We start from the raw sequence: 24235 nt of genomic DNA, 5'->3' as shown, positions 1-24235 counted from the left end.
CCAGAAGCCCGGGACGAGGTTCGAACCCGCTGCCCCGGGATGACGTCCTCGGGGCCGGAACACAAGCGGTGATGGCGGAGGGGTGGAACACGCTTCCCCGGGAGGTTGAAAAGTGACTGACGGTCGGTCACACGATCGGGTGAAGTCAGTCGGAACGAGTGAACGAGGAAGGACGACATCGTGAGGATGCCCTGCGTGCGGTGGGATCTCCGGAGGAGAAGCAACGATCGTGTCGTTTGATCTGACGGTCAGACCCTGGATTCCCGTGGTCGACCTGACTGGCGCGCACCAGGAATGGGGACTCGAGGAAGCCCTCGCGAGGGCCCACGAGGCCCGACGGGTGGTCGGCGACTCGCCGACGACCACGGCGGCCCTGCACCGGCTGGTCCTGGCGTTCGCGCACCGCGTGTACGGCCCACGCAGCCTCGACCGGTGGCAGGAGTACTGGGAGAAACGCGCTGTGGGACTCCCGCGGGACCCACTCGTCGACTACCTGCTCGAACATCGGGAGAAGTTCGACCTGTTCCACCCACACCGGCCCTTCTTCCAGTGCCCAGCCCTCCGCGAGTGTCCGCCGGCGACGGCGGCCAAGCTCGTGCCCTACCGGTCCGTGGGCAGCAACGTCACCCTGTTCGACAAGACATTGGCCACCGACCGGCCCACCCTGGCTCCCGCCGAGGCCGCCCGGTGGCTGGTGACGCTCCAGGCGTACGACCCGGGAGGGCTGAAGACCCCGGCCCCCGGGGGGAAGGACAAGTCCTCGGAGCGAGCACCGGCGAACCACTTCGGCTGCGTCCTCGTCGAAGGCGCGACCCTGCTGGAGACACTGCTGCTCAACCTCCTCATCTACGACGCGGACCGCAGCCACACCTCGGTGAGCCTGCGCCCCGACCGACCGGTGTGGGAGGACGAGGAGCCGGTGAGCCCCGAGCCGGACAAGCGATCGCCGCTTGGTCTGACGGACCTGCTGACCTGGCCGTCGCGACGTGTGCTGCTGACAGCCGATCCCGGGACGGACTGGGCCGTGACGGGTGTGGTCATCACTCCAGGGGTGCGGTTGGAGGCCGATCTGCCCTCGGTCGAGGGGATGGCCGCCTACCGGCGTCCCCCCAGGAGAGGGAAGAAGGAGCTGCTCCCGAAGTTCCCGGTGCGCCTGGAGCCGCTGCGCGGGGTGTGGCGGCACGCCGAGGAACTCCTCCTCGCCAACACCGACGCCAAGATGGGCGCGGCGGACCGGTACGGCGAACGGCAGCGGCCAGCCGCCCTTGACCAGATCGCGAGCCTGGTCGACCGCGATCACCTCCGCGATGATGCCGTCTACACCCTCCGGGTCTTCGGCCAGCAGCTCGACAAGAAGGGCGCGGTGGCCGAGTGCTGGCTGGAGGAGGCCGTCCCGGCTCCCGTGGCGCTCATGCGGCAGAACAACAGGAGCCTTGGTTGCATCCTGGGTTGCGCCTCCCGGCTCGCCGACGAGGCGGGCGCCCTGCTCCGCGCCCTCCAACGGGACTATCGGAAGTCCTTCCGCGCCCCGCCGGCCGGTGACCTCGACGTCCGCTACTGGCCCCGCCTCGTGCGCCCCTTCGACGACTTCGTCCGCCACCTCGGCGAGGCGGCGCGTCGGGTGCGCCCGATCGGCGAGGTGATCGGGGAGTGGCGGGACGTCGTGTGCATCACGGCAACCGGAGCGGCCGAGACCTGGATATACGGGCAATCCAGGGCATCCGAACGCGACCTGTTGTCCGCGGGCGAGTACCTGGCCCGGTTCCGGAAAGACCTCTACCTGGCGCGGCTCCGGTACGAGGACGAAGCTGACTCCTACGTCCCCGAGGAGCTGTGGGATGAGAACTGAATCCACCGTGGACAAGCGCGCGGAGTTCGTCACCCGGTTGTACCGGCTGCACGACGGACTGGAGTCCGAGGTGCCCGCCCGCGTGTCCGAAGCCCGCCGCACGCTCGCCGTACTGCGACGTTCGCTGCGCGACCAGGCCCAGGAGGCCCACGCCCACGAGTTCGTATTCCCCCACGAGCCGCCCCGTTCCGAGGAGGACGTGTGGGTTCTCGTCGCGGGCCTGTTCGCCTTGCACAACCAGCCGCTGCGCCGAGGGCAGCAGCGGCGGAGCCTCGGGGCCGCGATGCGGACCGCGCGTGGTGAGAACGGCGCGGGCGTTGACCGGCGCTTCCGGCAACTCCTCGCCGTCGAGGGCGACGTCCTGCGCCACCACCTGCGTCAGGCCCTCACCCTGCTCCGGTCCGAACGGATCCCGGTCGACTACCACCAGCTGCTCGACGACCTGGTCGTCCTGCTCGACGAACGGGACCGCTCCGACGACCAGCGACGACGGGTCCGCCTCCGGTGGTCCCGCGAGTACCACGAGAAGCCAGCCAAGGCCGACGACACCACCGCCGACGCGACACAGCACGAACCCGTGGAGACATCGTGATCATCGAACTGCACCTGCTCCAGTCCTTCCCCGTCAGCAACCTGAACAGGGACGACGTGGGCCAGCCCAAGACCGCCACCTTCGGGGGAGCCGTCCGGGGGCGGGTGTCGAGCCAGTGCCTGAAGCGATCCGCCCGGCAGCTGCTTCCCGAACACGGCCTGAAGGAGGACGAGACCGGGGTGCGGACCAAGCGGCTCCGTGACCAGGCGGCGGAGATGCTCGCCGGCCGTGGTCACGGCCGCGACCTGACCACCGACATCGCCACCGCCGGCCTGGAGTCCCTTGGCCTCGGGGTCGAGGCCAGCTCCGGCCGCACCGAGTACCTGCTGTTCGTGAACCGGCAGGCCGTCGACGTACTCGCTGACCACTGCGAACGGCACTGGGACGAGTTGGTCGCCGCCGTGGAGGCCAAGCGGGCGGCCCAGGCCAAGGCCAAGGAGGGCGGCAAGGGCGCGAAGAGCAACAAGAAGGAGGACAAGGCGAAGAACGCGGGGAAGAAGAACATCGCGGACACCCGTCGGCTCCTCGACGCCGGGCGCGCCGTTGACATCGCCCTCTTCGGGAGGATGATCGCGGACAACAAGGAGTTCAACGTCGATGCCGCCTCCCAGGTGGCCCACGCCCTGTCGACCCACGCGGTGACCACGGAGTTCGACTACTACACGGCGGTGGATGACCAGCGCCCTGACGAGGACTCCGGCGCCGACATGATCGGAACGGTGGACTTCAACTCCGCCTGCTACTACCGCTACGCGAACGTGAACCTCGAACGGTTGCGTCGCAACCTGGGTGGGGACGAGGAACTCCTCGGCCGGGCGGCGCGGGCCTGGCTGGGCGCGTTCATCCACGCGGTACCCAGCGGGAAGCAGAACTCGATGGCCGCGCTGACCCTGCCGCACACCCTGCTGGGGGTGGTGCGGGACGCCGGTTCCTGGAACCTCGCCAACGCCTTCCTCAAACCGGTCGGCGGCAGTGACCTGATGGCCACCTCCACGGACAGGCTGCTGTCGCACCTCGCGCAGCTCCGCCGCTTCTACGGTGGGACCCAGCTCCGTGCGGTGGTGGGAGCGTCGGTGGACGGACATCTGCCCTCGCTGCCGGTCGAGGAGGTCGCCGGCGACCTGGCATCGTTCGTGGACCGCGTGGCCACGACGGCGGTGGGGTGAGCAGTGATCGCCTCAATCGCGTTGTGCTTCGACGCCCCGCTCCAGTCCTGGGGCACGACGGCACGCTTCACCATCCGGGACACCGCCACCGAGCCGACCAAGTCGGGAGTCGTCGGATTGCTGGGTGCCGCGCTCGGCACGGAGCGCGACGACACGGAGATGATCGCCCGACTCGCCGCGCTCCGGATGGGGGTCCGGGTGGACCGGGAGGGGGTGATGGAGGAGGACTACCACGTCACCGAGAACGTTCCGAACACGTCCGGCGGAAACCACCGGACGGTCGTCAGTCGACGCTACTACCTCGCCGGCGCGTTGTTCCTGGTCGTGTTGGAGACGAAGGATGACGTCGACCTCCTCGCCCGACTGGAGGACGCGGTGCGATCACCCCGCTACCCGCTCTTCTTCGGCCGCAAGGCCTTCGTCCCGGCGCGCCCGCTCGTCCGTCCCGGCGACGACAAGGAGATCAACACCGGTCTGGGACTGCTCACCGAGTCGTTGGAGACCGTCCTCGGTACCCATCCGTGGTTGGAGACGGAGGTGTCCGCCGCCGACGGCCTCGGTTCCCCGCCCCTCCGAACCCTCGTGGACTGCCCGCCGACGAGTCCTCACGCCGAACTGCGCCACGACCACCCGGTGTCGTTCGTCCAGGACGCCCGGCGTTTCCTGGCACGGACCGTCGAGTTCGGCACGGTCCCCCTCCTGCCCTCGATGATCCACACGTCCCGGAGTTCGGAGGGTGAACCGTGTTCGTGAGCAAGCTCGTTCCCCGGATCTCCTCCCGCGAGTTCCGGCGGGACCAGGCGGACATCCACCAGATGCACCGGACACTGATGTCCGCCTTCCCCCGCCTGTCCGAGAGGGCCGCCCGGCAAGCTCACGGGGTGCTGTGGCGACTCGACCACGGCCAGCGCGGGATCGCGCTGTACGTCCAGAGCAGGACCGAACCGGACTGGGACCTGCTTCCAGCGGGATACGTCGCCCGGCCGGCGGAGGTGCGGAGCCTGAAGCCGTACCTGGACTCCATCGAGGCTGGTCGGAAGTACGCTTTCCGCCTGGTGGCGCAACCGACTCGTGCGGTGCCCGCCGAGGGCGAGCCCGGCGCCCGGGGTCGAGGGCGGCGGGTCGCGCACCGCTCGCCGGAGAAGCAGGTGGAGTGGCTTGCCCGCCGGGGAGAACGCGACGGCTTCGTCGTTCCCCTGGCCTCGGACGGGGCACCGGACATCCTCCCGGTCGCGTGTCCACGCGCCAGCGGTCGCAGTGGGCGCGAGGGCGTTGGCACCATCGTCGTCCGCCCGGTTCGTTTCGAAGGGCACCTGGTCGTCACCGACGTGGAAGCCCTTCGTGAGGCCGTCGTGGCGGGGATCGGGCCTGGGAAGGCCTACGGTTGCGGCCTGCTCACCCTGGTTCCTCCGAGGCGGGTACTCCCCGAGTGAGCGCTCGGTCACGCTGGCCAGTGAGGGGACAACGACGGATGAAGCCCGTCGTTGTCCCCGGTCCCGCGTGGGCGCGGCGGGTAGGAGGCGTCCCGTCACCCGGGTGAGGTCGGCCTCCGGTGCCTCCCTGGTGTGGGCTCACCGCTACCGCTCGCGTGGGAGCGCGGCGTGCCCGCATCCCGCATGCGTGAGCGCTTCCCGGCACTGCTCTGACCGTCGCAGGATGCGGAGCCGGATCGTCCTACCGGAGCGCTCGAGATGTTCACCCCGCCGTCGTTGGTCTGGCTGTTCCCGTCCGCTCCGACGAGTATGAGCACCTCCACATTGTCGATGTGGACCGGGCCCGTGGAGTTGTGAAAAACATTCATCCAAGCACTTCCTGGGATAGTGTCAATGCTGACTCGCAACGAGATGTTGTGGTACCGAAAAGGGAAGACACTGCGAGGAAATGGGGAAACGTAAATCTTATTCATTCGATGCCTGTTCCCACTGCGGCGTAACTCTATCCCACCTTTAGGTGGCGGCCAGCTTCATCACCCTTCCGAGTAGGGGGCTGGATGGGTCGTGCCTTCGAGCTTCTCCTACCCTTGTTGGCGGCGGCCTGCTGGCGTCCCTGGTCGTTCGGGCTGGCCCTGCTGAATCGCAACGTGAAGTAGGTACGCCTTCCCCGCGCACGCGGGGCTGGTATCCCTCCGGATTGGGGCTCGATCCTTTGGCGCGAGCCGGGACGTGCATGCGTAAACGTCTCGGCGCGTCACAGGTGGAGAATGGCGGTGGAGTTTCCAGCGCCCCCGGGGGTTGGGCTGGTGAAGCACGAGGCGCGTCGGGTGGGTCGTGCTCGGCGCGGTTGGCCGTTGCGTCAACATCGCCTTGGACAGCATCATCGCTGCCGCTCCGCCCCAATCTCCAGGAGCTCCCGGGTCCCTCCTCCAAACGCGGCTTCGTCCGGTCGACCTGGCCGGGGAAGCGGGGACTCGACGCAGCAGGTGCGCAACGACGAGGCGCGCGGGGTGTTGCCGGCGACGCCCCGGTCCGATTCCGGCTACCACCAGTACAGGGCCCTTCTCGCGGCGGTGGCCGAGCGGCGGGTGGCCCTGGACGATCGCGCCAGGTCGATGCTGGACAGTGCCAGCCAGCCGCACCACCAGCTGGCGGAGGTACGCGGCGGGCTCTGACCTCGACGTGTGGGCGGTAAGGCTGGTTCGTGCTTCGTGCTTCGTGCTTCGTGCTTCGTGCTTCGTGCTTCGTGCTTCGGGCAGCTGGCAGGCGGCGGGGCGTGATTCGCGCACGACCGGCGGACGCGCACGATCGGACGTGCTGGGGCCCGAGCTGGGAAATCGTGCGCTGCCCAGGCCGGGAAGGGGCGCCGGTGCGGTTCCACCAGCGCCCCCGCTGGGCGTCAGCTGACGGCCAACAGCTCCACCTCGAACAGCAGGGTCGCGTTCTGCGGGATGATCGGGGGCACTCCGCGCGCCCCGTACCCGAGGTGCGGCGGGATCTCCAGCTTGCGGACCCCACCCACCTTCATGCCCGCCACACCCTGCTCCCAGCCGCTGATGACCTGGCCGGCGCCCAACCCGAAGGTGAAGCCCTCGCCCCGGTCACGGGAGGAGTCGAACTTCGACCCGTTGGTCAGGGTGCCGACGTAGTGCACCGTGACGGAGTCACCGGCCTTCGCCTCCGCCCCGTCGCCGATCTTGACGTCCTCGATGCCCAGTTCCGCGCTCATCATCGTCCTCTCACCGTGGTTCCGGGAGCGCACCCTATCGAGGACGCCTACCCGCCCTCCGCGCGATGGGGCTGACCTGGTGGGGGAGAGGTGGCCCAGGAGCGTCCCTCGGGCCGGTGATCGACGCGTCTGTCAGGGGCGTCCGTCCCGCGGCCGGACGGCGACCGTGCCGGAGGGACCACTGCCGCCCGTCGAGCCGTCAGCGGCTGTTCCCGTGGCGCGCCGGAAACGGGACGCGTCGTAGCGGGCCATCGCGTCGAACATCGCGATCTTCCCGGTCAGCGGCCGGTCCGGGTCGAACTCGTGGTAGAGCCGGTCGACGGTCACCACGACGCGTTCCGGTAGCAGCCAGTGGGCGAACTCGCCGAGGTCGATGTCGGCGGCGGCCTCCTCCGGTGGCATCCCGTGGTCGAAGCGCTCCCGGGTCTCGCGGCGCACGTGCTCCAGGTAGGACCGGACGGCCACTACTCCCGACGCGTCGGTGAGCGGGCCGTGACCCGGCACGATGTGCTTCGGCTGGAGCCCGAGCACCCGGTCCAGGGCGGCGATCCAGTTGTCGATCGGTCCGTCCCACATGATCGGGGTGACCCCCACGAAGAGGATGTCCCCGGTGAAGACCGTGTCCGAGGCCGGCACGTGGACCAGGAGGTCCCCCGAGGTGTGGGCGGGGCCCACTTCCAGGAGGTCGACGGTGGTGCCGCCCAGATCGAGGCTGAGCCGGCCGGTGAAGGTGTCCGTCGGGAGCCTGACGCCGGTGTCGGCGAACGCGAAGGCGCCGAACGCGCGTCGGACGTAGTCCCTGGTGGGGCGCGGCAGTTCGGCCTGGACCAGGTTCGCCAGCACGTCGGGGGTGAGGCCCCGCATCTCGGTCGCCGCCGCCGAGGTGGCCACGATGTCGACGGAGGAGGGCAACACGTGGTTGCCGTACCAGTGGTCACCATCGCCGTGGGTGTTGACGGCGAGGCGGAGGGGAGCTTCCTCGGTCAGGGGCCGCAGGGCGTCCAGCGTGGCGTGGGTGAGCCGGGCGTCGAAGGAGGTGTCGACGAGCAGCGACGCCTCCGCGCCCCTGACCAGGCCGGAGTTCGCCCACCCCCAGCCGCCGTCGGGTGGGAGGTAGGCGTGCACCTGGTCGGTCAGCGCGCGCACCTTCGCCGGGTTCCCGGGGCCCTCCACGCCCAGCCGCTCCTCTCGTCGTCCGCCCGGGGCGCGGCTGGCCCGGGCGCGGGCCAGCCGCCGGGAGCGGCGGTCGGTCCGGGCTGGCCCGGGGCGATCTCGTCACGTCCCGCGAGATCACGTTACCGTGCGTCACTTCGCGTCCCCGGCTCGCGCCGTCCTACGCCACATCGCTGCCGGTGCCTGACCGATGGCCGTCGGACGGCACGCGGTACCGGGCCGGCGACGACCTGCCGCCCGCCCGGAAGCGTGACCGACCTGGGGGCACGGTCCCCTGCCCCGGCGCGCGGCATCGCCGCCGTGACCGACCGGGCGTCCCGCGCCCGCGCGGACCAGCCGGGACGACCTCGGCCCCTCGGCCGAGGCGCGGCCGCCGGTACCGGCGTCGCGCGGGGGCACGGCGCGCCGGCCGTACCGGTGGCTCAGAACAGCACGGGGAGCGCGGCCAGTCCCCGACTGCGGTGGGAGGGACGCCACACCAGCTCCTCCTCGGCAACGGCCAACCGCAGGTCCGGGAACCGCTGGAACAGCGTAATGAAGGCGATCTCCATCTCCAGCCTGGCCAGTGCCGCCCCCACGCAGAAGTGCGGCCCCCGCCCGAACGTGAGGTGCCGGCCGGCATCATCCCGGTGAATGTCGAACTCGTCGGGGTCGGAGAAGACGGCCGGGTCGCGGTTGGCCGCGCTGACGCCGAGCAGCACGGTCTGCCCGGCCGGCACCGCCACGCCGGCGACGTCCAGGTCCCGCAGGGGGAACCGCCGGATCGCGAACTGCGCGGGTGGCTCGTAGCGGAGGACCTCCTCGACGGCGGCGGGAACCAGGCCGGGATCGGCGCGCAGCGCGACGAGCTGTTCCGGGTGGTCGAGCAGCGCGTGCACCCCGTTGCCGATGGCGTGCACCGTGTTCTCGAACCCCGCGAAGAACATCGCGAAGGCCAGCGAGGTCAGTTCGTCCTCGGTCAGCCTGTCCTCGCCGTCCCGCGCGGTCACCAACGCGGACAGCAGGTCGTCGCCGGGGGCGCGCCGGCGTTCGGCGACCGCGTCGGCGAGGAACCGCACCATCGCGGCGACGGACCTCCCCGCGGCGGCCGGGTCGTCGGGGTCGGGGACGAAGAGGCTCTCCATCCACCCGCGCATCGCCGCCGTGTCCGCTCCCCGGACTCCCAACAGCTCGCAGATCACCAGCACGGGGAGGGGCGCGGTGAAGGCGGTGACCAGGTCCACCGGCCCCTGAGCCGGGAAGCGGTCGAGGAGCCCCTCGGCGATCCTGGTCACCAGGGGACGCATGGCCGCCACCCGACGCGGGGTGAACTCGCCGGCCACCAGCGCCCTGATCCGGGTGTGGTCCGGCGGGTCCATGTTCAACAGGTTGCGGTCCAGCGCGGGTGGCAGGCGGAAACCGGTGTACCCGTCTCGGGAGTTGGCCTTGTCGAGGGAGAGCGCCGGGTCGGCGAGTCCGGATCGGACCAGCTCGTGCTCCAGCACCAGCCAAGCGTGCGTTCCGTCGGGAAGCTCGGTGTGCCGTACCGGGCACCGTTCCCGGAGGTCGCGGAACACGGGGTGCGGGTCACGCGGGCAGGCGGCGTCGAAGGGGCCGCCGCGGTGGGGGGACTCGGTGCTCACTCGGGCCTCCGTGGTGCGGGACGGGAACGCTGGCGACGTTACCGCCCGTGTTCGGTCCTGCCCGGCCCCGGTCGACGGCGGCCGTTCACCGGCGGGAGGCGGTGCGGCGTCGGCGTGGACCTCGGCTGGACTCCCGGACCACGAGTTCGGGTGTGAAGACCACGTGGTGGTGTTCGTGGTCCCGGGACGTGTCCGCCTCGGCGAGGACGAGTTGGGCCGCGGTCCTCCCGATGAGGTGGCGGGGCTGTCGCACCGAGGTGAGCGGGACCGCGGCCGCGGCGGCGAAGTCGATGTCGTCGTAACCCACGATCGCCACCTCCTCCGGGACCCGAGCGCCGCCTCGTACCAGGGCCTGGAGCGCGCCCAACGCGAGCAGGTCGTTCGCGCAGAAGACCGCGGTGGGGCGGACCGGCCTGGCCAGCAGCTGTTCGCCGGCGCGCAGTCCGGAGGCGACGTCGAGGGTGGGCATGACGATGGTCTCCAGCAGCTCGGGGTCCCGCCCGGCCCGCAGCACGGCGTCCACCGCTCCCCGGTGGCGCTCCGCCGCCTGGTGGACGTGGGCGGGACCGTTGACCATCACCACCCGCTCGTGGCCCTCCGCCAGCAGGTGGGTGACGGCGAGCTCACCGCCGGTCCTGTCGTCCACCGCCACCGAGCAGGTGTCCTCCAACCGCGCCGGGTGGTCCAACAGCACCACGGACACCCCGCGCCGGCGCAGCCCGTCCACCGCCTCCAGCGAGTTCGTCGCCGGCGTGATCAGCACGCCGTGCACGCGTTGTTCCGCCAGGAGTTCCACGTGCCTGGCCTCCCGGGTGGCCGAACCGGCGCTGTTGCACAGGATCACGGCGTGACCGGCCTCGCTCGCGGCCTCCTCGACACCCCGGGCGACGTCGGTGAAGAACGGGTTGGAGACGTCCAGGACGACAAGACCGATCGCCCTGGGCCGGCCGGACCGGAGCTGCCGTGCCGACTCGTTGCGGACGAACCCCAGTTCCTCGATGGCGGCGAGAACCCGTTCGCGGGTCGCGGTGGCGACCACCTCGGGGCGGTTGAGCACGTTGGACACGGTCGCCAGGGACACCTTCGCGCGCGCGGCGACGTCGCGGATGCTGACGCGAGCGCTCACCGTTGCCTCCAAGACGGGCCTCGACGGGGAGGTCGGCTCCCGACCTCCCCTGCTGCTGAGCTGGGAGACCATAACCCACGGGTGGGCTGGCGAGCGGAGGTCGCCGGTCCGTTCCCCCGACCGGTGGTTCCCGGATCCCGACCCGCACGGCGGGATCCCCGTGGGTGCCGCCCCGTTCGTCGCCGCGCGCGGGGTCGCGCGAGCCGGGGTCGCGCGAGCCGGGGGCGGTGCTGGCACCGCCGAGCCGCGCCGAGCGGTGGCGGGACGACGGCGCTCCGCTGTGGGGGATCGCGGGAACCAGCGGGGGTCGGGGCGAGTCCACCGCCCGGTCGGCCCGCTCGGAGGACGTGGATCTCGACGCGACCGGGTCGCCCTCGGTAGCCTCGCAGGCGCGCACCGTGGCGCCACTCGTCCCGGGCGTGTTCCTCATGCTGTCGGGAGAGGGAGAGCCCCGTGTACGCACGTCGAGTCGTCGTCGCGGCGAGTGTCGGACTGCACGCGCGCCCAGCGGCGTTGCTGGCGAGGAGAGCGGCCGAGCAGGGCGCGGCGGTGTCGATCGCGAAGGTGGTCGACGGCACGCCGGGCGACGCGGTGAGCGCGGCGAGCATGCTCGGGTTGATGACGCTGGCCGCCGGGCACGGGGACGAGGTGGAGCTCAGTGCCGACGGCGACGGGGCACGGGAAGCGGTGGACGCGCTCGCGGCGGTGATCGAACTCGACCCGGACGCCGAGGAGGCCGCCGTTCAACAGCCCTCCTGACCCCGGACGAGGTGGCGGTTCGCGCCGGGCCGACCGCCCGTCGGGTGCGCGGTCCCGGAACACGGGGTCGGGTGCTCCCGACCGGAGCGGGGCCGCCGTCACCCGGCCCAGGCGCACGGAGGAAGGGCTGGTTCAGCGCGTCGGGTGGCGGGGTTCGGCGATCGCGGCGGCGACGCTGTCGTAGACGGGCAGCACGTCGCCGACGTCGGCGGCGCGCAGGACGCGGGGCACGGTGCTCCGGTTCGAGACCACCCGCAGTTCGATGTGCTGGTGCTCGGCCGTGTCCTGCGCCGTCATCAGCGCGCTGACGCCCCGCGCTCCGAAGAACGTCACACCGGACAGGTCGAGGACGACGACGGGGTGACCGCCCCCCAGGTGCGGCAGTATCCCCTGGCGCAGCGCGGGCGCGCTGACCATGTCCACCTCGCCGTGGAAGTGGAGGACGATCGGATGCCCGTCGCCGGGCCTGGCGGTTCGGGCGTCGTGTTCGACGGTGAGCGAGAGCTGCTCCTCGCCGGGGCCGGGGGTGCGTGGCCGTGGCCGTCCAGGGCCGCGCGGGCGGCAGTTCGTCACTGGGGCACGGCCGGAGACGTTGGTCATGGAAACCTCCCGTCCTCGCCGTTCACTCGTTCTGCTGGAACGGGGCCCGCGGGGACTCGTCATGTCCTGCCGGTGAACGGCTCGACGTTGACTGGCTTTCGCGCCGACGAGACGCGCTGGCAACTGCGGGGAGCATCGTGTGCGTCCCTTGTGACTCCACCGTACGGGCAGTGTCACGCCAACGCACTCACCTCCACGGGGACATCCATCGCGACAAGTGACTACTTGCTGCGCGAAATGGGGGGCGCGGGTAATCACAACAGGTGATATCCGCTGCCGTTTTCTCAGTCGATCAGTTGCTCTGCGAGAGCATGCAGGACGGCGGGCACCGTCACCCCGAGCAGCGCGGGATCCGGCACGGCGCGGAACGGGTCGCCGCGCCGCGGCCCGTCAGCGGACAGGGCCCGGTGGGGGCCGTTCGCCGGCGGTCCCCACCGGCTGGCGGGGACCGGGCCGAACAGCACCGTCGAGGGCACCCCGAACGCATAGCTCAGGTGCGCGGTCCCGGTGTCCCCGCAGAGCACGTGCCGAGCGTGGGCCACCAAGCGCACCAGGTCGTCGAGGCCGGTCCGGCCGGCGAGGTCGCGCTCCGGAGGGAGCCCAGCCAGCGCCGCCACCCGCGCGGTGAGGGGCCGCTCGGCCTCCGTCCCGGTCAGTACGACCCGTTCCCCCCGGTCGCGCAGCCACCGGGCGGCGGCGGCGAACCTCTCCGCCGGCCACCGTTTGCTCGGGTAGGCGGCCCCTGGGTGGACGACCACCGCGCCCGGCGCCGGCCCCGGGTGTTCCGGGCCCGACAAGTGGAGATCCGTCCCGTCCGCCGCGATGCCGTGCTCCCGGAGCAGACGGCACCACCGCTCCCGCTCCGGCATGTCCTCCACCCACTCCGGCCCCGGCCATCCGGGGCCCCGGTGCCCGATCCGTCGCGCCGGCGACAGCGCGGCCAGGAGTTCGGAACTCCTCGGGCCGGCCCCGTGCAGGTTCACGGCGGTGTCCGGGGCGCACGGGGGCAGTGGGCCGTCCAGGTCGCGGACGGGCAGCAGGTCGATCCCGCCGATGCGGTCCACCAGGGGGCGCAGCTCGGGCGGCGCGGCGAGCACGACCCGGTGGTCGGGAAAGGCGGTCCGCAGCGCCCGCAGCGCCGGGACGGCCACCAGCGCGTCACCGAGCTTCAGCGCCCGCAGGGCCAGCACCCAGGGTTTCTCGGACACCATCATCCTCCTCGGACCGAACCTCGGGGCCGCAGGGCCGTCGCCCGCAGCCGCGTGACCTGGCCCGCCACGGCTGGTCGCCTCAGCCGCCCGCCGCCGGCGGGTCTCCAGGGTCCCCCCACCGGTCACCGGGCGCCGCCCGGTCGGCGCGCCGGCGGCGGTGGCGGGTCGCCGCCCGGCGGCCGGCTGGCCGACACCGCCCGCAGTCCCCTCGGTCGGGCTACCCGACGGGAGGTCACGTCCCCGCGCAGGTCAGCAGGGTCATCTCCCACGTCGCCGCTCCGCGGTGCGGCTACGGCGAGTAGTAGGAGGAGAAGCAGCGTTTACCGATCAGCCCCCCGGTAAGCCGGTTCTCGTGAACTCCTCGAGCACCACGCCACGTCCGCGTCCGACCGCACCGGCCGCGGTGTTGTTCGACCGGGACGGCACCCTCGTCGAGGACGTCCCCTACAACGGGGACCCGGCGGCCGTCCGGTTGCGGCCCGGCGCCGAGCACGTGGTCCGGGCCCTCCGCGATCGGGGGATACCCGTGGGGCTGGTGACAAACCAGTCGGGGATCGGCCGTGGGGTGCTGAGCTGGCGGCAGGTCCGCGCGGTCAACGCGCGCGTCTCGGCACTGGTGGGCGGGCTCGACACCGTGCAGGTGTGCCCGCACCGACCGGACGAACGCTGCGACTGCCGCAAACCGCGCCCCGGGCTGGTGCTGGCGGCGGCGGAACGGTTGGGCGTTCCGGCATCGGAGACGTGGCTCGTCGGCGACATCGAGTCCGACGTGCTCGCGGTGCGCGCGGTCGGCGGAACCGGGGTGCTGGTGCCCAACGGGAGGACCAGGGCGGTGGAGGTCCGGCGGGCGCCGTGCGTCGCGGACGACCTGCGCCACGCGCTGCGGATGCTCCTGGACGGAGCCCCCAGGCGCCGTGCGGTCGGGGTGCCGGCGCCCTCCCACGTCCCGCGCCTCCCGTCCCACTCCGCGCGGGAGCCCGCGCGGCTCCGGAGGACGCCGCCGGCGGTGGACGACCGGATCCGGCCGACGGGAGGTACCTCGTGAGCGCCACCGCGCCCCCCACCTCGACCGCGCGCCCACCGGAGGTCGCCTCCCCCCGCGCGCCGGTGGTGGGCGAGGCGGCGGCCCGTCCGCTGCGGGTGCTCGTCTGGCACGTGCACGGCTCGTGGACCACCGCTTTCGTCCAGGGGCGTCACCACGTCCTGCTGCCCCGGACACCCGCCCCGGGTCCGTGGGGTCTGGGCCGGGCCGACCGGGACTGGCCCGAGCGCGCCGTGGAGGTCCCGGTCCAGGACCTCCACGGCCAGGACGTCGACGTCGTCGTCCTGCAACGGCCCGAGGAACTCGAACTCGCCGCCCGGTGGCTCGGCAGGGAACCCGGGCGGGACGTGCCGGCCGTCTACGTGGAGCACAACACGCCCCGCCACCACGTCCCCGACACCCGGCACCCGCTGGCCGACCGCACCGACATCCCGATCGCCCACGTCACGCACTTCAACCGGCTCCTCTGGGACAGCGGGCGCGCCCCCACCCTCGTCGTCGAGCACGGCGTCCCCGACCCGGGGCACCGGTACAGCGGTGAACTGGACGCGGCCGCCGTCGTCGTGAACGAACCGGTGCGACGAGGCCGGGTCACCGGAACGGACCTGCTTGCGGACTTCGCCCGGACGATCCCGCTGCACGTGTTCGGCCTCGGTACGACCACCCTCCCGGACCACCTGGGTGTGGCACCGGACCGGTTGCGGGCCCTGGGCGACGTCCGGGAGCCGAGGCTCCACGAGGAGATGGCCCGCCGCCGCCTCTACCTGCACCCGCCCCGCTGGACCTCGCTGGGCCTGGCGTTGATCGAGGCCATGCTGCTGGGCCTGCCCGTGGTGGGCTTCGCCTGCACGGAGGCCGTCGAGGTGGTCCCCCCGACAGCAGGGGTCCTGTCCACCCGGCCCGACGTCCTGGCGGATGCCGTACGAGGTCTGCGCGCCGACCCGGAACTCGCCCGCGCCCTCGGTGCCGGCGCCCGGCGGACGGCGCTGGCCCGGTTCGGGGTGGACGCGTTCACCCGGGACTGGGACCGGGTGCTGGGGGCGGCGGTGGCCGAGGGCCCGCGACGACCACGGCGGAGCGGTCCGCGCACCTGCGCCGGCTCCACCACGGACAGCGGGACGACGGTCCACGCCCCACCGGCCGGGTGAGGGTGCCACGAGGGAGGACCTGGGAGGAGGGAGTCTCGGATGCGGATCTCGATGGTCTCGGAACACGCCAGCCCACTGGCCGTACCGGGCGAGGAGGACTGCGGGGGGCAGAACGTGCACGTCGCGGAGCTGTCCTCGGCACTGGTCCGGCAGGGGCACGAGGTGCGGGTCTACACGCGGCGGGACTCACCCGACCAGCCCTGCCGTGTCACCACCGACCACGGGGTGGAGGTGGTGCACCTCCCCGCTGGTCCCCCCGAGCCGCTGCCGAGGGACGACCTGCTCCCGCACATGGGTGAGTTCGCCGACCACCTGCTCGCCGAGCTGACCCTGACCAGGCCCGACGTCGTCCACGCCCATTTCTGGACCTCAGGGCTCGCCAGCCTGCTGGCCTGCCGGGGACTGGGCATCCCGGTGGCCCAGACCTTCCACGCGCTCGGCCACGTCAAGCGGCGCCACCAGGGCAGCCGGGACACCAGCCCACCGCAGCGCCTGCGGCTGGAGCGGATGATCGCGCGGGACAGCGCGCTGGTGGTGGCCAGTTGCTCCGACGAGGTGCACGAACTCGGAGCGCTCGGCATCCGCCGCACCAAGGTCGCGATCGTGCCCTGCGGAGTCGACACCACCGGTTTCCACCCCGACGGGCGGGTGGCCGACCGGAGCGAGCTGCACCGGGTCGTCACCGTGGGCAGGCTCATCCCCCGCAAGGGCTTCGACCTGCTCATCGCGGCGTTGCGGGCGGTGCCGAACACCGAGCTCCTGATCGCCGGCGGGCCCGACGAGGACCAGCTGGCGCACGACGAGGAAGCGAACAGGTTGCGGTCGTGCGCCGTCCGGGGCGGGGTCGCCGACCGGGTCCACCTGCTCGGACGCGTCCCCCGCGAGGACATGCCCGCGCTGCTCCGGTCGGCCGACATCGTCGCCTGCACGCCCTGGTACGAGCCCTTCGGCATCGTCCCGCTGGAGGCGATGGCCTGCGGTGTCCCCGTGGTGGCCTCGGCCGTCGGAGGACTGCTGGACACCATCGTCGACGGGGTCACCGGGCAGCTCGTGCCCCCCAAGAACCCGCGCGCTCTCGCCACCGCGCTCCGGGGCCTGCTCAACCAGCCCGCCCGGCGGCACGCGCTGGGCCTCGCCGGTTTCGACCGCGCGTTCTCCCGCTACTCCTGGGACCGCGTCGCCTACGACACCGTGCTGGCCTACCAGCGACTGGCGCCCCCGCCGCCCCCGGCGTCCCTGATCACCCCGGCCGTGGAAGGAGCGACATGAGACACCGCATCGCCCCCCACGACGTACCCGAGCGTCGCCTCCCGGTACCCGCGCCGGGCACCGACCCCGCCGAGGACGCCTGGCGCCACACGGGGCACCACCACCTCGACCAGCTCTCCGAGACCCTGTGCGCGCTGCGGGCCGAGCTCCCCACCCTGGTCCGCTGGGGCCAGCGGCTCGCCGAGCTGCTCCCCGCCGGGTACCGGTTGCTCGCCGCGGGGAACGGCGGCAGCGCCGCCGAGGCCCAGCACCTCACGGCCGAGCTCGTGGGGCGCTTCGACGGCGACCGCCGGGCCTACTCGGCCCTCGCGCTGCACGCCGAGACCTCCAGCGTCACCGCCATCGGCAACGACTACGGCTACGGGGACGTCTTCGCCCGCCAGGTGGAGGCGCACGCCCGCCGCGGGGACGTCCTGCTGCTGCTCTCCACCAGCGGGCGCAGCGAGAACCTGTTGCGGGCCACCGGAACCGCGCGTCGACTGGGCGTCCTGACCTGGGCGGTCACCGGGGCGCTCCCCAACCCGCTGGCCGGCCTCGCCGACGAGACCCTCTCCCTGCCCGGCACCTGTTCCAGCGTGCAGGAGGCCCACCTGGTGGCCGTCCACCTGCTGTGCGTGATGTTCGAGCGGGCACTGCCGGCCACCGCGACCGCACCGCGCGCCGACGCGGGCAACCCCCGTGCGCCGAGGCCGCCTAGCCCCCCACCCACCCCGGCCGGGCCGTCCCCGGAGACCGCGTCACGGCACGGGTCGCCTGCGCCGGACGAGCGGGTCCACGCCGGGACGGCCGACACGTCCGCCCCGGCCCGGGACCCGCGACCACGGCGCCCCACCGACGGCCACCTCACCGGGGCACGGCGGAGAGGGGGCGCGGGTGACCAGGCGGAGGCCGGTGCCCGGCCGTTCCCGCCCGGGACCGACCACGGTGCCCGCGAGACCGGCGGGGGAGGGCAGCCGAGGGCCCGGCGCCCACGGCAGGGGGAAGGACACCGCCCGTGACCGGCGGCCCGGGGATCGTGGTCGTCGGCGACGCACTGCTCGACGTCGACGTGAGCGGGCCGGTGGGGCGGATCTGCCCGGACGGACCCGCGCCGGTGCTCGACGTGCGAGCCGAGCAGGAGCGTCCGGGCGGGGCGGCCCTGGCGGCGCTGTTGGCGGCCCGGAGTGGGGCCACCGTCGTGCTCGCCACCTCCCTCACCGACGACGAGGCCGGCCGGCGTCTCCGGGCGCTCCTGCGGGACCACCTGCGGCTGGTCACCTGCCCTGGCCCCTCGACCGTGGTCAAGACGAGGTTCCGCTCGGCGGGGCACCCGATGCTGCGGGCGGACCGGGGAGGTGAGGGACCCCCGCCCCGCGCCACCTCGGACCTGCTCGACGCGGTCTCCTCCGCCGACGCGGTCCTCGTCTCCGACTACGGGCGGGGCGTGGCCGGCGATCCCCGCCTCCGGGAGGTGCTCACCGCCCGAGCCCGGCGCGTGCCCGTCGTGTGGGACCCCCACCCGAGGGGCGCGGACCCGGTGGAGGGCCTGCGCCTGATCACCCCGAACGCCACCGAGGCCGGGGTGCCGGAGGCGGACGCCACCGGCGTCGAACGCCGAGCCCGCCTGCTGCGCGACCGGTGGCGGGCCGACGCCGTGGTGATCACCGCTGGCGAGCGGGGGGCGATCCTCGACCACGGCGCGAACAGCCCGCTCACCGTGCCCGCACCTCGGCTCGCGGTGCCCGACCCGTGCGGCGCCGGAGACGCCTTCGCCGCCGAGGCCACCGCCGCGCTGGCGGGTGGGGCCGCCGTCGACGACGCCGTGACCACCGCGGTCGGTCGTGCCGCCGCGTTCCTCGAAGCCGGCGGCGCCACCGCGGTCGGTCGGCTCCGGGCCCCCGGACCGCCCGGCGGGGACGTGCGGGAACGGATCGCCTCGGTCCGGGCGGCCGGCGGGACGGTGGTGGTCGCCAGCGGATGTTTCGACCTGCTCCACACCGGACACCTGCGCACCCTCACGGCGGCCAGGGCCCTCGGCGACCTCCTCGTCGTGTGCCTGAACTCCGACGAGTCGGTCCGGCGGCTCAAGGGCCCCGGACGGCCCGTCAACACCGAACACGACCGCGCCGAAATGGTCGCCTCCCTGTCCTGCGTGGACTGCGTCGAGGTGTTCGCGGAGGACACCCCGGAACGCCTGTTGCTCGAACTCCGGCCGGACGTCGTGGTCAAGGGCGCCGACTACGACCTCACACGCCTGCCGGAGGCGGACCTGGTGCGCCGGTGGGGCGGACGGATCGCGCTGGTCCCCTACCACCCCGGGCGTTCCACCACCGGGCTGGCCGCGCAGCTGGGAGCCGCCCACCGGGAGGCGAGCCCCCTCCCGGACCGCCGCCACCGACCGAGGACCCCCGAGCCCGGTTGAGCGACCACCGGTGTCCCGACGACCCGGGGGCCGGCTCGCCCGACCTCCCCCGGGCAGCGGACCACCGAGTCCGCCACGCCCCCGTGGCAACCGACGACAACGCGTTCGCGCCCGGCGTGCGAACCCGGTCACGAAGGAGCCCCGCGATGACCACCTCGACCGTGCCAGCCAGCGAACCCGACCACGTGGCACCCCGGCTGACCTCCCCGGGACGGGTGCTGGTCACCGGCGGCAGCTCCGGGCTCGGGGCCGCCGTGGCGCGGGCCGTCGCCCACGCCGGCGGACACGCGTTGGTCCTCGACCGCGTCACGCCCCCGGAGCCCGACCGACCCGGCGGGAGGCGGGACTTCGTCCACGCGGACCTGGCCGACACCGAAGCCGCCCAACGAGCCGTCGTGGAACTCGCCCGGCGAGCCGGAGGTCTGGACAGCGTCGTCTGCGCGGCCGGCGTCGACCGGTGCGGTGCGCTGGAGGACGTCCCCACCGACGAGTGGGAACGGGTCGTGCGCGTCAACCTGTTCGGCACCGCCGCGGTCTGCCGGGCTGCCGTGCCCGCGTTGCGCCGTGCCCGGGGGCGGATCGTCACGGTGGCCTCCACCCTCGGCCTGCGCGCGGTGTCCGACGCCACCGCCTACTGCGCGTCGAAGTTCGGAGTGGTCGGGTTCACCCGGGCGCTCGCCGCCGAACTCGCCGGCGCGGTCGGGGTCACCCTCGTCGTGCCCGGCGGGATGCGCACCCGCTTCTTCGACGACAGGGAGGAGCGGTACCGGCCCGCCGACGACAGCCGGCTGAACCCCCCGGAGCACGTGGCGGACGCGGTGTTGTTCGCGCTGCGGCAGCCCGCCGGCTGTGAGATCAGGGAACTGATGGTCTCGCACTCCGAGGAGGGCTCGTGGCCGTGACCGGAGCGTCGCCGGACCACGGTCGGCCGCCGGACCGGGGCGGCCACCGGGGTGGCCGGCACGGCCCGGAGCGGTCGGCGCGCGGCGCCAGGGGACCTCGGACGGCCCCTCCCCGCGAACGGGGCCCCAGGGTGCTGGTGGCCAGGCTGGACAGTGACGGCGACGTGCTCCTCGCCGGCCCCGCCGTGCGGGCCGTCGCCGCCGGCGCGAGCCACCTGACGCTGCTGTGCGGGCCGGCGGGCGAACGGGCGGCCCGCCAGCTCCCCGGGGTCGACGACGTGCTCCGCTGGCGGTGCCCGTGGATCGACGCCGACCCGCCCCCGGTGCGCGGCCCCGACGTCGACGGCCTGGTGTCCCGGCTCGCCGGCCTCCACCTCGACTCGGCCGTGGTCCTCACCTCCTTCCACCAGTCCGCGCTGCCGCTGGCGCTCCTCCTGCGGCTGGCGGGAGTTCCCCGCATCGCCGCGGCGTCCACCGACTACGCCGGCACGCTGCTCGACGTCCGGTTGCGCCCCGGCGAGGACTTCCCGGAGGACCTCCCGGAACCGGAACGCGCCCTGCTGGTCGCCGACGCCGCCGGGTTCCCGCTCCCCGGAGGCGACGACGGGCGCCTCGCGGTGCTCCCCCCACCGCCGGTGCGCACGCTGGTGGACTCCGATCCCTACGTCGTCATGCACCCGGGAGCGTCCGCCCCGGCCCGCCGGTGGCCGAGCTGGCACTGGCGGGAGGCGGCCCGCCGGCTCGCCCTGCGGGGCCACCGGGTGGTGGTGACCGGCGGCCCCGGCGAGATCCGGCTGACGCGGGAGGTCGCCGGCGACCACGCCACCGACCTGGGCGGACGGACGTCGTTCCCGCAGCTGTCCGGGCTGGTCCTCGGGGCCTCCGCCGTGGTGGTCGGCAACACCGGGCCGGCGCACCTGGCCGCCGCGCACGGCACCCCCGTGGTCTCGCTGTTCGCCCCCGTCGTGCCGGCCCGCCGGTGGGCGCCCTACCGGGTGCCCACGGTCCTGCTCGGCGACCAACGCGCCCCCTGCGCCGGGAGCCGGGCACGCCACTGCCCGGTGCCGGGGCACCCGTGCCTGTCGGACGTCGCCCCCGAGGACGTGGTCCGCGCGGTCCAACGGCTGGTCGGACGGCCGACCCACCAGGTTTCCCCACGAGCCGGTGTTGCGCGGCCGGACCCGCGGGTACCCGGGGGGCATGACTGATCCGGGATCCGATACAGCAACCCGAGACTCCGACCAGTGGCCCGACCTGCCGAGGACCGCGATCGTCACGGGTGGCGACTCCGGTATCGGCCGCTCGATCGCGGTCAGCCTCGCCGGTGGCGGCCTCGACGTGGGCATCACCTACCACTCGGACGCCGAACGCGCCCGGCACGCGGTCAAGGAGATCGAGGGCAGGGGGAGCCGTGCGCTGGCCAGGCAGACCGACCTGTCCGAGCTACCCGACGCGGCCTCGGTGGTCGACGAGCTCGCCGACGAACTGGGCGGAGTGGACATCCTGGTCAACAACGCCGGCGTGGGTTCGGACGCGCTCGGGGTCGACACGAGCTACGAGAAGTGGCGGCAGGTCACCTCGGTCAACCTCGACGCCGTGTTCCTGTGCTCGCAGCGGGCCGCCCGCAGGATGATCGACGCCGGCCACGGCGGGCGGATCATCAACATCACCAGCATCCACGAACACCTGCCCCGCACCGGCTTCGCGCCCTACGCGGCGGCGAAGGGCGGGGCGGGGCAGCTCACCCGGGTCCTGGCGCTGGAACTGGCCAGGCACGGGATCACGGTCAACGCGGTGGCTCCCGGCGAGATCAGCACCGGCATGAACGACCAGGAGGGGGTGGACCCGGCCGAGCAGCCCAGGCCCGGCGTCCCCCTCGGCCGGCCGGGCGCGGCCGACGAGGTCGCGGCGGCGGTGGCGTTCCTCGCCACCCCCGCCGCCTCCTACATCACCGGGGTCTCCCTGCTCGTGGACGGCGGGCTCGCGCTCATGGGGCCGGAGGCGGGCCTGCGGCTGCCCAGCGACGAGTGGCGGGACGGCTGACCCGCGCACCCGGGAACGACCTCGGCCCTCCCGGCGACCGGTGGCGTTCCCGACCGCGCGGCAGGGAACCGCGCGGGCCAGGCGAGACACCCAGCAGTACGACGAGTAGCGCGAAGAGACGAGGTGGACGTACCGATGAAGGCCGTCGTGTGGCACGCACCCGGTGAGATCGCGGTGGAACAGGTGCCCGACGCGCGGATCCAGGAGCCGACCGACGCCGTCGTCAGGCTGACCGTCAGCGCGATCTGCGGAACGGACCTGCACATGGTGCGGGGCAGCCTGCCCGGGATGCGCCCCGGCACGATCCTCGGGCACGAGGGCGTCGGCGTGGTCGAGGAGGTCGGCCCCGAGGTCCGCAACTTCCGACCGGGAGACCGGGTCGTGATCCCCTCCACGCTGTGCTGCGGCACCTGCTCCTACTGCCGCGCCGGCTACACCGCGCAGTGCGACCGGGCCAACCCGCAGGGCGCCCTCGCGGGCACCTCGTTCTTCGGCGGGCCGGAGATGACCGGCCCGGTCGACGGGCTCCAGGCCGAGTACGCCCGCATCCCCTTCGCCCACGTCAACCTGGTGGCCCTTCCCGACGAGGTGACCGACGAACAGGCCATCGTGGTCAGCGACGTCTACCCGACGGCGTGGTTCGGCGCCCTGCTCGCCGAGGTGTCCCCGGGGGACGACGTCGCCGTGTTCGGCTGCGGCCCGGTGGGACAGCTGGCCATCACCTCCGCCCAGCAACAGGGCGCCAACCGCGTCCTCGCCGTCGACCACGTCGCCTCCCGGCTGGAGATGGCGCGGTCCCAGCACGCCGAGACCGTCGACTTCGACACCGAGGACCCCGTCGAGACCATCCGCCAGCTGACCGGCGGAATCGGCGTGGACCGGGTCATCGACGCGGTGGGCGTGGACGCAGAGGCCCCGGCGTGGGCCGCGCCCGAGGGGTTCCCCGAACAGCGGCGGGAGATCACCGAGCCGGGCGTCGAGGGAGGGGACCAGCTGCCGCCCATCGCCCCGAGCCAGGCCTCGGAGTGGGCGGTGCGGGCGGTGGCCAAGGCCGGGACGGTGGGGGTCGTCGGGGTCTACCCACCCACGATGGACCGCTGGCCGATCGGTACGGCGATGAACCGCAACCTCACCGTGAAACTCGGCAACTGCAACCACCGAACGCACATCCCGGAGTTGCTGCGCATGGTCCGGTCCGGTGTCGTCGACCCCCTCGCCTCGGTCACCCAACTCACCGACTGGGACGGCGTCATCCGCTCCTACCACACCTTCGACGACAAGGAACCCGGCTGGGTGAAGGTCGCGGTCGCGGTCTGACGGAAGAGCGAACCGATACGAGACGGGAAGTGGTCAGCGTGCGTGCCGTGGTGTTGAGCTGCACCCTGAAGCGGTCCCCGGCGAAGTCGAACACCGAACTGCTCACCTCCGTGGTGGTGGACGAACTCCGGGAACGCGACGTCGACGTGGAGCAGATCCGCGTCGTCGACCGCGAGGTCCCGCGCGGGGTCGAGACGGACCTCGGCGGAGCCGACGAGTGGCCGGAGATCCACCGCCGGTTGCTGGAGTCGGAGATCCTCATCGTCGCCACCCCGACCTGGCTCGGCCAGCCGTCCTCGGTGTCCCGCCAGGTCCTGGAACGGATGGACTCGATGATGTCCGAGACCGACGACGCGGGTCTCCCGGTGGCCTACAACAGGGTGGCCGGTGTGGTCGTCACCGGCAACGAGGACGGAGCGCACCACGTCATCAGCGAGACGAACGGCGCCCTCATCGACGTGGGGTACACCGTGCCAGGGCAGTCCTGGACCTACTGGAACATGGGGCCCGGACCGGGCCCCAACTACCCGGACGTCGACCACGGGCACCAGTGGGCACACCGCACGGGCCGCATGATGGCCTCCAACCTGGTGGCCGTCGCCCGCGCCCTCCAGCAGGCGCCGATCCCCGTGCCGCCGAGCTGACGCGCCGCGCCGGTCCGCCCCCCGCCGCGTCGGACCCGGCTGGGCCGCGTCCGGCGTCGGCGGCGGCGCGGCCGGGAGTGGTTCCTCCCCGCCGCCGTGCGGGGGTCGGAGCTGGGGCGCCCGAGTCCGTCGGGTTGGGCAGGGCGGCCAGCGCGCCAGCTCGCGGTGCGACCGGCCGCGTTCGCGCGAACGATGTCCGCGCCGACCAC

The 24235-nt window shown here is 73.2% G+C and carries 22 protein-coding genes and 1 pseudogene; 17 read left to right on the top strand and 6 right to left on the bottom strand.

The genetic code is table 11. The features are described 5' to 3' along the window. Positions 1–229 precede the first annotated feature (229 nt). The 6 genes from casA (at position 230) to ACOJVX_RS16350 (ending at position 6215) form a co-directional block, all read left to right on the top strand. On the top strand, positions 230–1849 hold the full coding sequence (casA, locus tag ACOJVX_RS16375; RefSeq protein WP_418154141.1) for a type I-E CRISPR-associated protein Cse1/CasA: 1620 nt from the start codon (positions 230–232) through the stop codon (positions 1847–1849). After that, a complete protein-coding gene (gene casB / locus ACOJVX_RS16370; protein ID WP_418154140.1) occupies positions 1839–2441 on the top strand; it encodes a type I-E CRISPR-associated protein Cse2/CasB in 603 nt (200 codons plus the stop codon). The genes casA and casB overlap by 11 nt, the downstream gene beginning before the upstream one ends. Next, positions 2438–3607 carry a type I-E CRISPR-associated protein Cas7/Cse4/CasC gene (cas7e, locus tag ACOJVX_RS16365; protein ID WP_422646902.1) on the top strand — a complete coding sequence of 390 codons (1170 nt, stop codon included), beginning with the start codon at positions 2438–2440 and terminating at the stop codon, positions 3605–3607. Before casB ends, cas7e begins: the two co-directional genes overlap by 4 nt. Before the next feature lie 3 nt (positions 3608–3610). Next, positions 3611–4360 (top strand): type I-E CRISPR-associated protein Cas5/CasD, encoded by a 750-nt coding sequence (gene cas5e / locus ACOJVX_RS16360; protein WP_418154137.1) that lies wholly within the window; start codon positions 3611–3613, stop codon positions 4358–4360. Beyond that, complete coding sequence (gene cas6e / locus ACOJVX_RS16355) at positions 4357–5040, top strand: type I-E CRISPR-associated protein Cas6/Cse3/CasE (RefSeq protein ID WP_418154136.1); 684 nt, start codon at positions 4357–4359, stop codon at positions 5038–5040. Before cas5e ends, cas6e begins: the two co-directional genes overlap by 4 nt. Before the next feature lie 986 nt (positions 5041–6026). Continuing rightward, the gene (locus ACOJVX_RS16350) at positions 6027–6215 is read left to right on the top strand and encodes a hypothetical protein (protein ID WP_418154135.1); all 189 of its coding nucleotides are present in this window, start codon (positions 6027–6029) and stop codon (positions 6213–6215) included. Positions 6216–6439: 224 nt separating this feature from the next. Here the strand turns inward: ACOJVX_RS16350 and ACOJVX_RS16345 are convergent, their stop codons facing one another. From ACOJVX_RS16345 to ACOJVX_RS16330, 4 genes are all read right to left on the bottom strand, one after another. After that, the gene (locus tag ACOJVX_RS16345; protein WP_026418683.1) at positions 6440–6769 is read right to left on the bottom strand and encodes an FKBP-type peptidyl-prolyl cis-trans isomerase; all 330 of its coding nucleotides are present in this window, start codon (positions 6767–6769) and stop codon (positions 6440–6442) included. A 132-nt stretch (positions 6770–6901) separates the two neighbouring features. Further along, on the bottom strand, positions 6902–7942 hold the full coding sequence (locus ACOJVX_RS16340) for an MBL fold metallo-hydrolase (protein WP_418154134.1): 1041 nt from the start codon (positions 7940–7942) through the stop codon (positions 6902–6904). Between the two features lie 422 nt (positions 7943–8364). Further along, positions 8365–9564, bottom strand: a complete 1200-nt coding sequence (locus ACOJVX_RS16335) for a cytochrome P450 family protein (RefSeq protein ID WP_103056506.1) — start codon at positions 9562–9564, stop codon at positions 8365–8367. A gap of 85 nt (positions 9565–9649) precedes the next feature. Then, positions 9650–10690, bottom strand: a complete 1041-nt coding sequence (locus tag ACOJVX_RS16330) for a LacI family DNA-binding transcriptional regulator (protein ID WP_026418685.1) — start codon at positions 10688–10690, stop codon at positions 9650–9652. A gap of 453 nt (positions 10691–11143) precedes the next feature. Here ACOJVX_RS16330 and ACOJVX_RS16325 point away from each other — a divergent pair, with 453 nt between their 5' ends. Then, entirely contained in the window at positions 11144–11449 is a 306-nt protein-coding gene (locus ACOJVX_RS16325; protein WP_418154133.1) for an HPr family phosphocarrier protein, read from the top strand. A gap of 132 nt (positions 11450–11581) precedes the next feature. Here ACOJVX_RS16325 and ACOJVX_RS16320 read toward each other — a convergent pair whose 3' ends face one another. Both ACOJVX_RS16320 and ACOJVX_RS16315 read right to left on the bottom strand, forming a co-directional pair. Beyond that, positions 11582–12049 (bottom strand): STAS domain-containing protein, encoded by a 468-nt coding sequence (locus ACOJVX_RS16320; protein WP_051313913.1) that lies wholly within the window; start codon positions 12047–12049, stop codon positions 11582–11584. 284 nt (positions 12050–12333) lie between these two features. Further along, positions 12334–13260 carry a glycosyltransferase family 9 protein gene (locus ACOJVX_RS16315; protein ID WP_425475821.1) on the bottom strand — a complete coding sequence of 309 codons (927 nt, stop codon included), beginning with the start codon at positions 13258–13260 and terminating at the stop codon, positions 12334–12336. Positions 13261–13612: 352 nt separating this feature from the next. On the opposite strand from ACOJVX_RS16315, the gene ACOJVX_RS16310 reads away from it, so the two are divergent. From ACOJVX_RS16310 to ACOJVX_RS16265, 10 genes and pseudogenes are all read left to right on the top strand, one after another. Then, complete coding sequence (locus tag ACOJVX_RS16310; RefSeq protein WP_026418687.1) at positions 13613–14305, top strand: D-glycero-alpha-D-manno-heptose-1,7-bisphosphate 7-phosphatase; 693 nt, start codon at positions 13613–13615, stop codon at positions 14303–14305. 89 nt (positions 14306–14394) lie between these two features. After that, on the top strand, positions 14395–15450 hold the full coding sequence (locus tag ACOJVX_RS16305) for a glycosyltransferase (RefSeq protein WP_422647580.1): 1056 nt from the start codon (positions 14395–14397) through the stop codon (positions 15448–15450). Positions 15451–15489: 39 nt separating this feature from the next. Further along, positions 15490–16719, top strand: coding sequence for a glycosyltransferase (locus tag ACOJVX_RS16300; protein ID WP_030106080.1), 1230 nt, complete (start codon positions 15490–15492; stop codon positions 16717–16719). 125 nt (positions 16720–16844) lie between these two features. Continuing rightward, a pseudogene (locus ACOJVX_RS16295) lies at positions 16845–17366 on the top strand (D-sedoheptulose-7-phosphate isomerase); the annotation flags it as partial. 347 nt (positions 17367–17713) lie between these two features. Then, positions 17714–19120 carry a PfkB family carbohydrate kinase gene (locus ACOJVX_RS16290; protein WP_051713056.1) on the top strand — a complete coding sequence of 469 codons (1407 nt, stop codon included), beginning with the start codon at positions 17714–17716 and terminating at the stop codon, positions 19118–19120. 146 nt (positions 19121–19266) lie between these two features. Then, the gene (locus ACOJVX_RS16285) at positions 19267–20022 is read left to right on the top strand and encodes an SDR family oxidoreductase (RefSeq protein WP_103056509.1); all 756 of its coding nucleotides are present in this window, start codon (positions 19267–19269) and stop codon (positions 20020–20022) included. Beyond that, complete coding sequence (locus ACOJVX_RS16280; RefSeq protein WP_030106077.1) at positions 20013–21230, top strand: glycosyltransferase family 9 protein; 1218 nt, start codon at positions 20013–20015, stop codon at positions 21228–21230. The genes ACOJVX_RS16285 and ACOJVX_RS16280 overlap by 10 nt, the downstream gene beginning before the upstream one ends. Further along, positions 21223–22065, top strand: a complete 843-nt coding sequence (locus ACOJVX_RS16275; RefSeq protein WP_051313917.1) for an SDR family oxidoreductase — start codon at positions 21223–21225, stop codon at positions 22063–22065. The genes ACOJVX_RS16280 and ACOJVX_RS16275 overlap by 8 nt, the downstream gene beginning before the upstream one ends. A 135-nt stretch (positions 22066–22200) precedes the next feature. Next, complete coding sequence (locus ACOJVX_RS16270) at positions 22201–23382, top strand: alcohol dehydrogenase catalytic domain-containing protein (protein ID WP_026418690.1); 1182 nt, start codon at positions 22201–22203, stop codon at positions 23380–23382. A gap of 29 nt (positions 23383–23411) precedes the next feature. Then, entirely contained in the window at positions 23412–24026 is a 615-nt protein-coding gene (locus ACOJVX_RS16265) for a flavodoxin family protein (protein ID WP_103056511.1), read from the top strand. The last annotated feature ends 209 nt before the right edge of the window (positions 24027–24235 follow it).

Source organism: Actinoalloteichus caeruleus, assembly GCF_049311605.1.
Taxonomy (GTDB): Bacteria; Actinomycetota; Actinomycetes; order Mycobacteriales; family Pseudonocardiaceae; genus Actinoalloteichus_B; species Actinoalloteichus_B caeruleus.
The sequence above is the reverse complement of the archived record's forward strand: the minus strand, read 5'-3'. Positions and strand labels throughout refer to the sequence as shown.

Bases quoted from the DNA above. Each gene is read 5' to 3' on its own strand.
- casB (WP_418154140.1), top strand. From the start codon at position 1,839: ATGAGAACTGAATCCACCGTGGACAAGCGCGCGGAGTTCGTCACCCGG.
- ACOJVX_RS16345 (WP_026418683.1), bottom strand. From the start codon at position 6,769: ATGAGCGCGGAACTGGGCATCGAGGACGTCAAGATCGGCGACGGGGCG.
- ACOJVX_RS16320 (WP_051313913.1), bottom strand. From the start codon at position 12,049: ATGACCAACGTCTCCGGCCGTGCCCCAGTGACGAACTGCCGCCCGCGC.
- ACOJVX_RS16315 (WP_425475821.1), bottom strand. From the start codon at position 13,260: ATGGTGTCCGAGAAACCCTGGGTGCTGGCCCTGCGGGCGCTGAAGCTC.
- ACOJVX_RS16300 (WP_030106080.1), top strand. From the start codon at position 15,490: ATGCGGATCTCGATGGTCTCGGAACACGCCAGCCCACTGGCCGTACCG.
- ACOJVX_RS16285 (WP_103056509.1), top strand. From the start codon at position 19,267: ATGACCACCTCGACCGTGCCAGCCAGCGAACCCGACCACGTGGCACCC.
- ACOJVX_RS16275 (WP_051313917.1), top strand. From the start codon at position 21,223: ATGACTGATCCGGGATCCGATACAGCAACCCGAGACTCCGACCAGTGG.
- ACOJVX_RS16270 (WP_026418690.1), top strand. From the start codon at position 22,201: ATGAAGGCCGTCGTGTGGCACGCACCCGGTGAGATCGCGGTGGAACAG.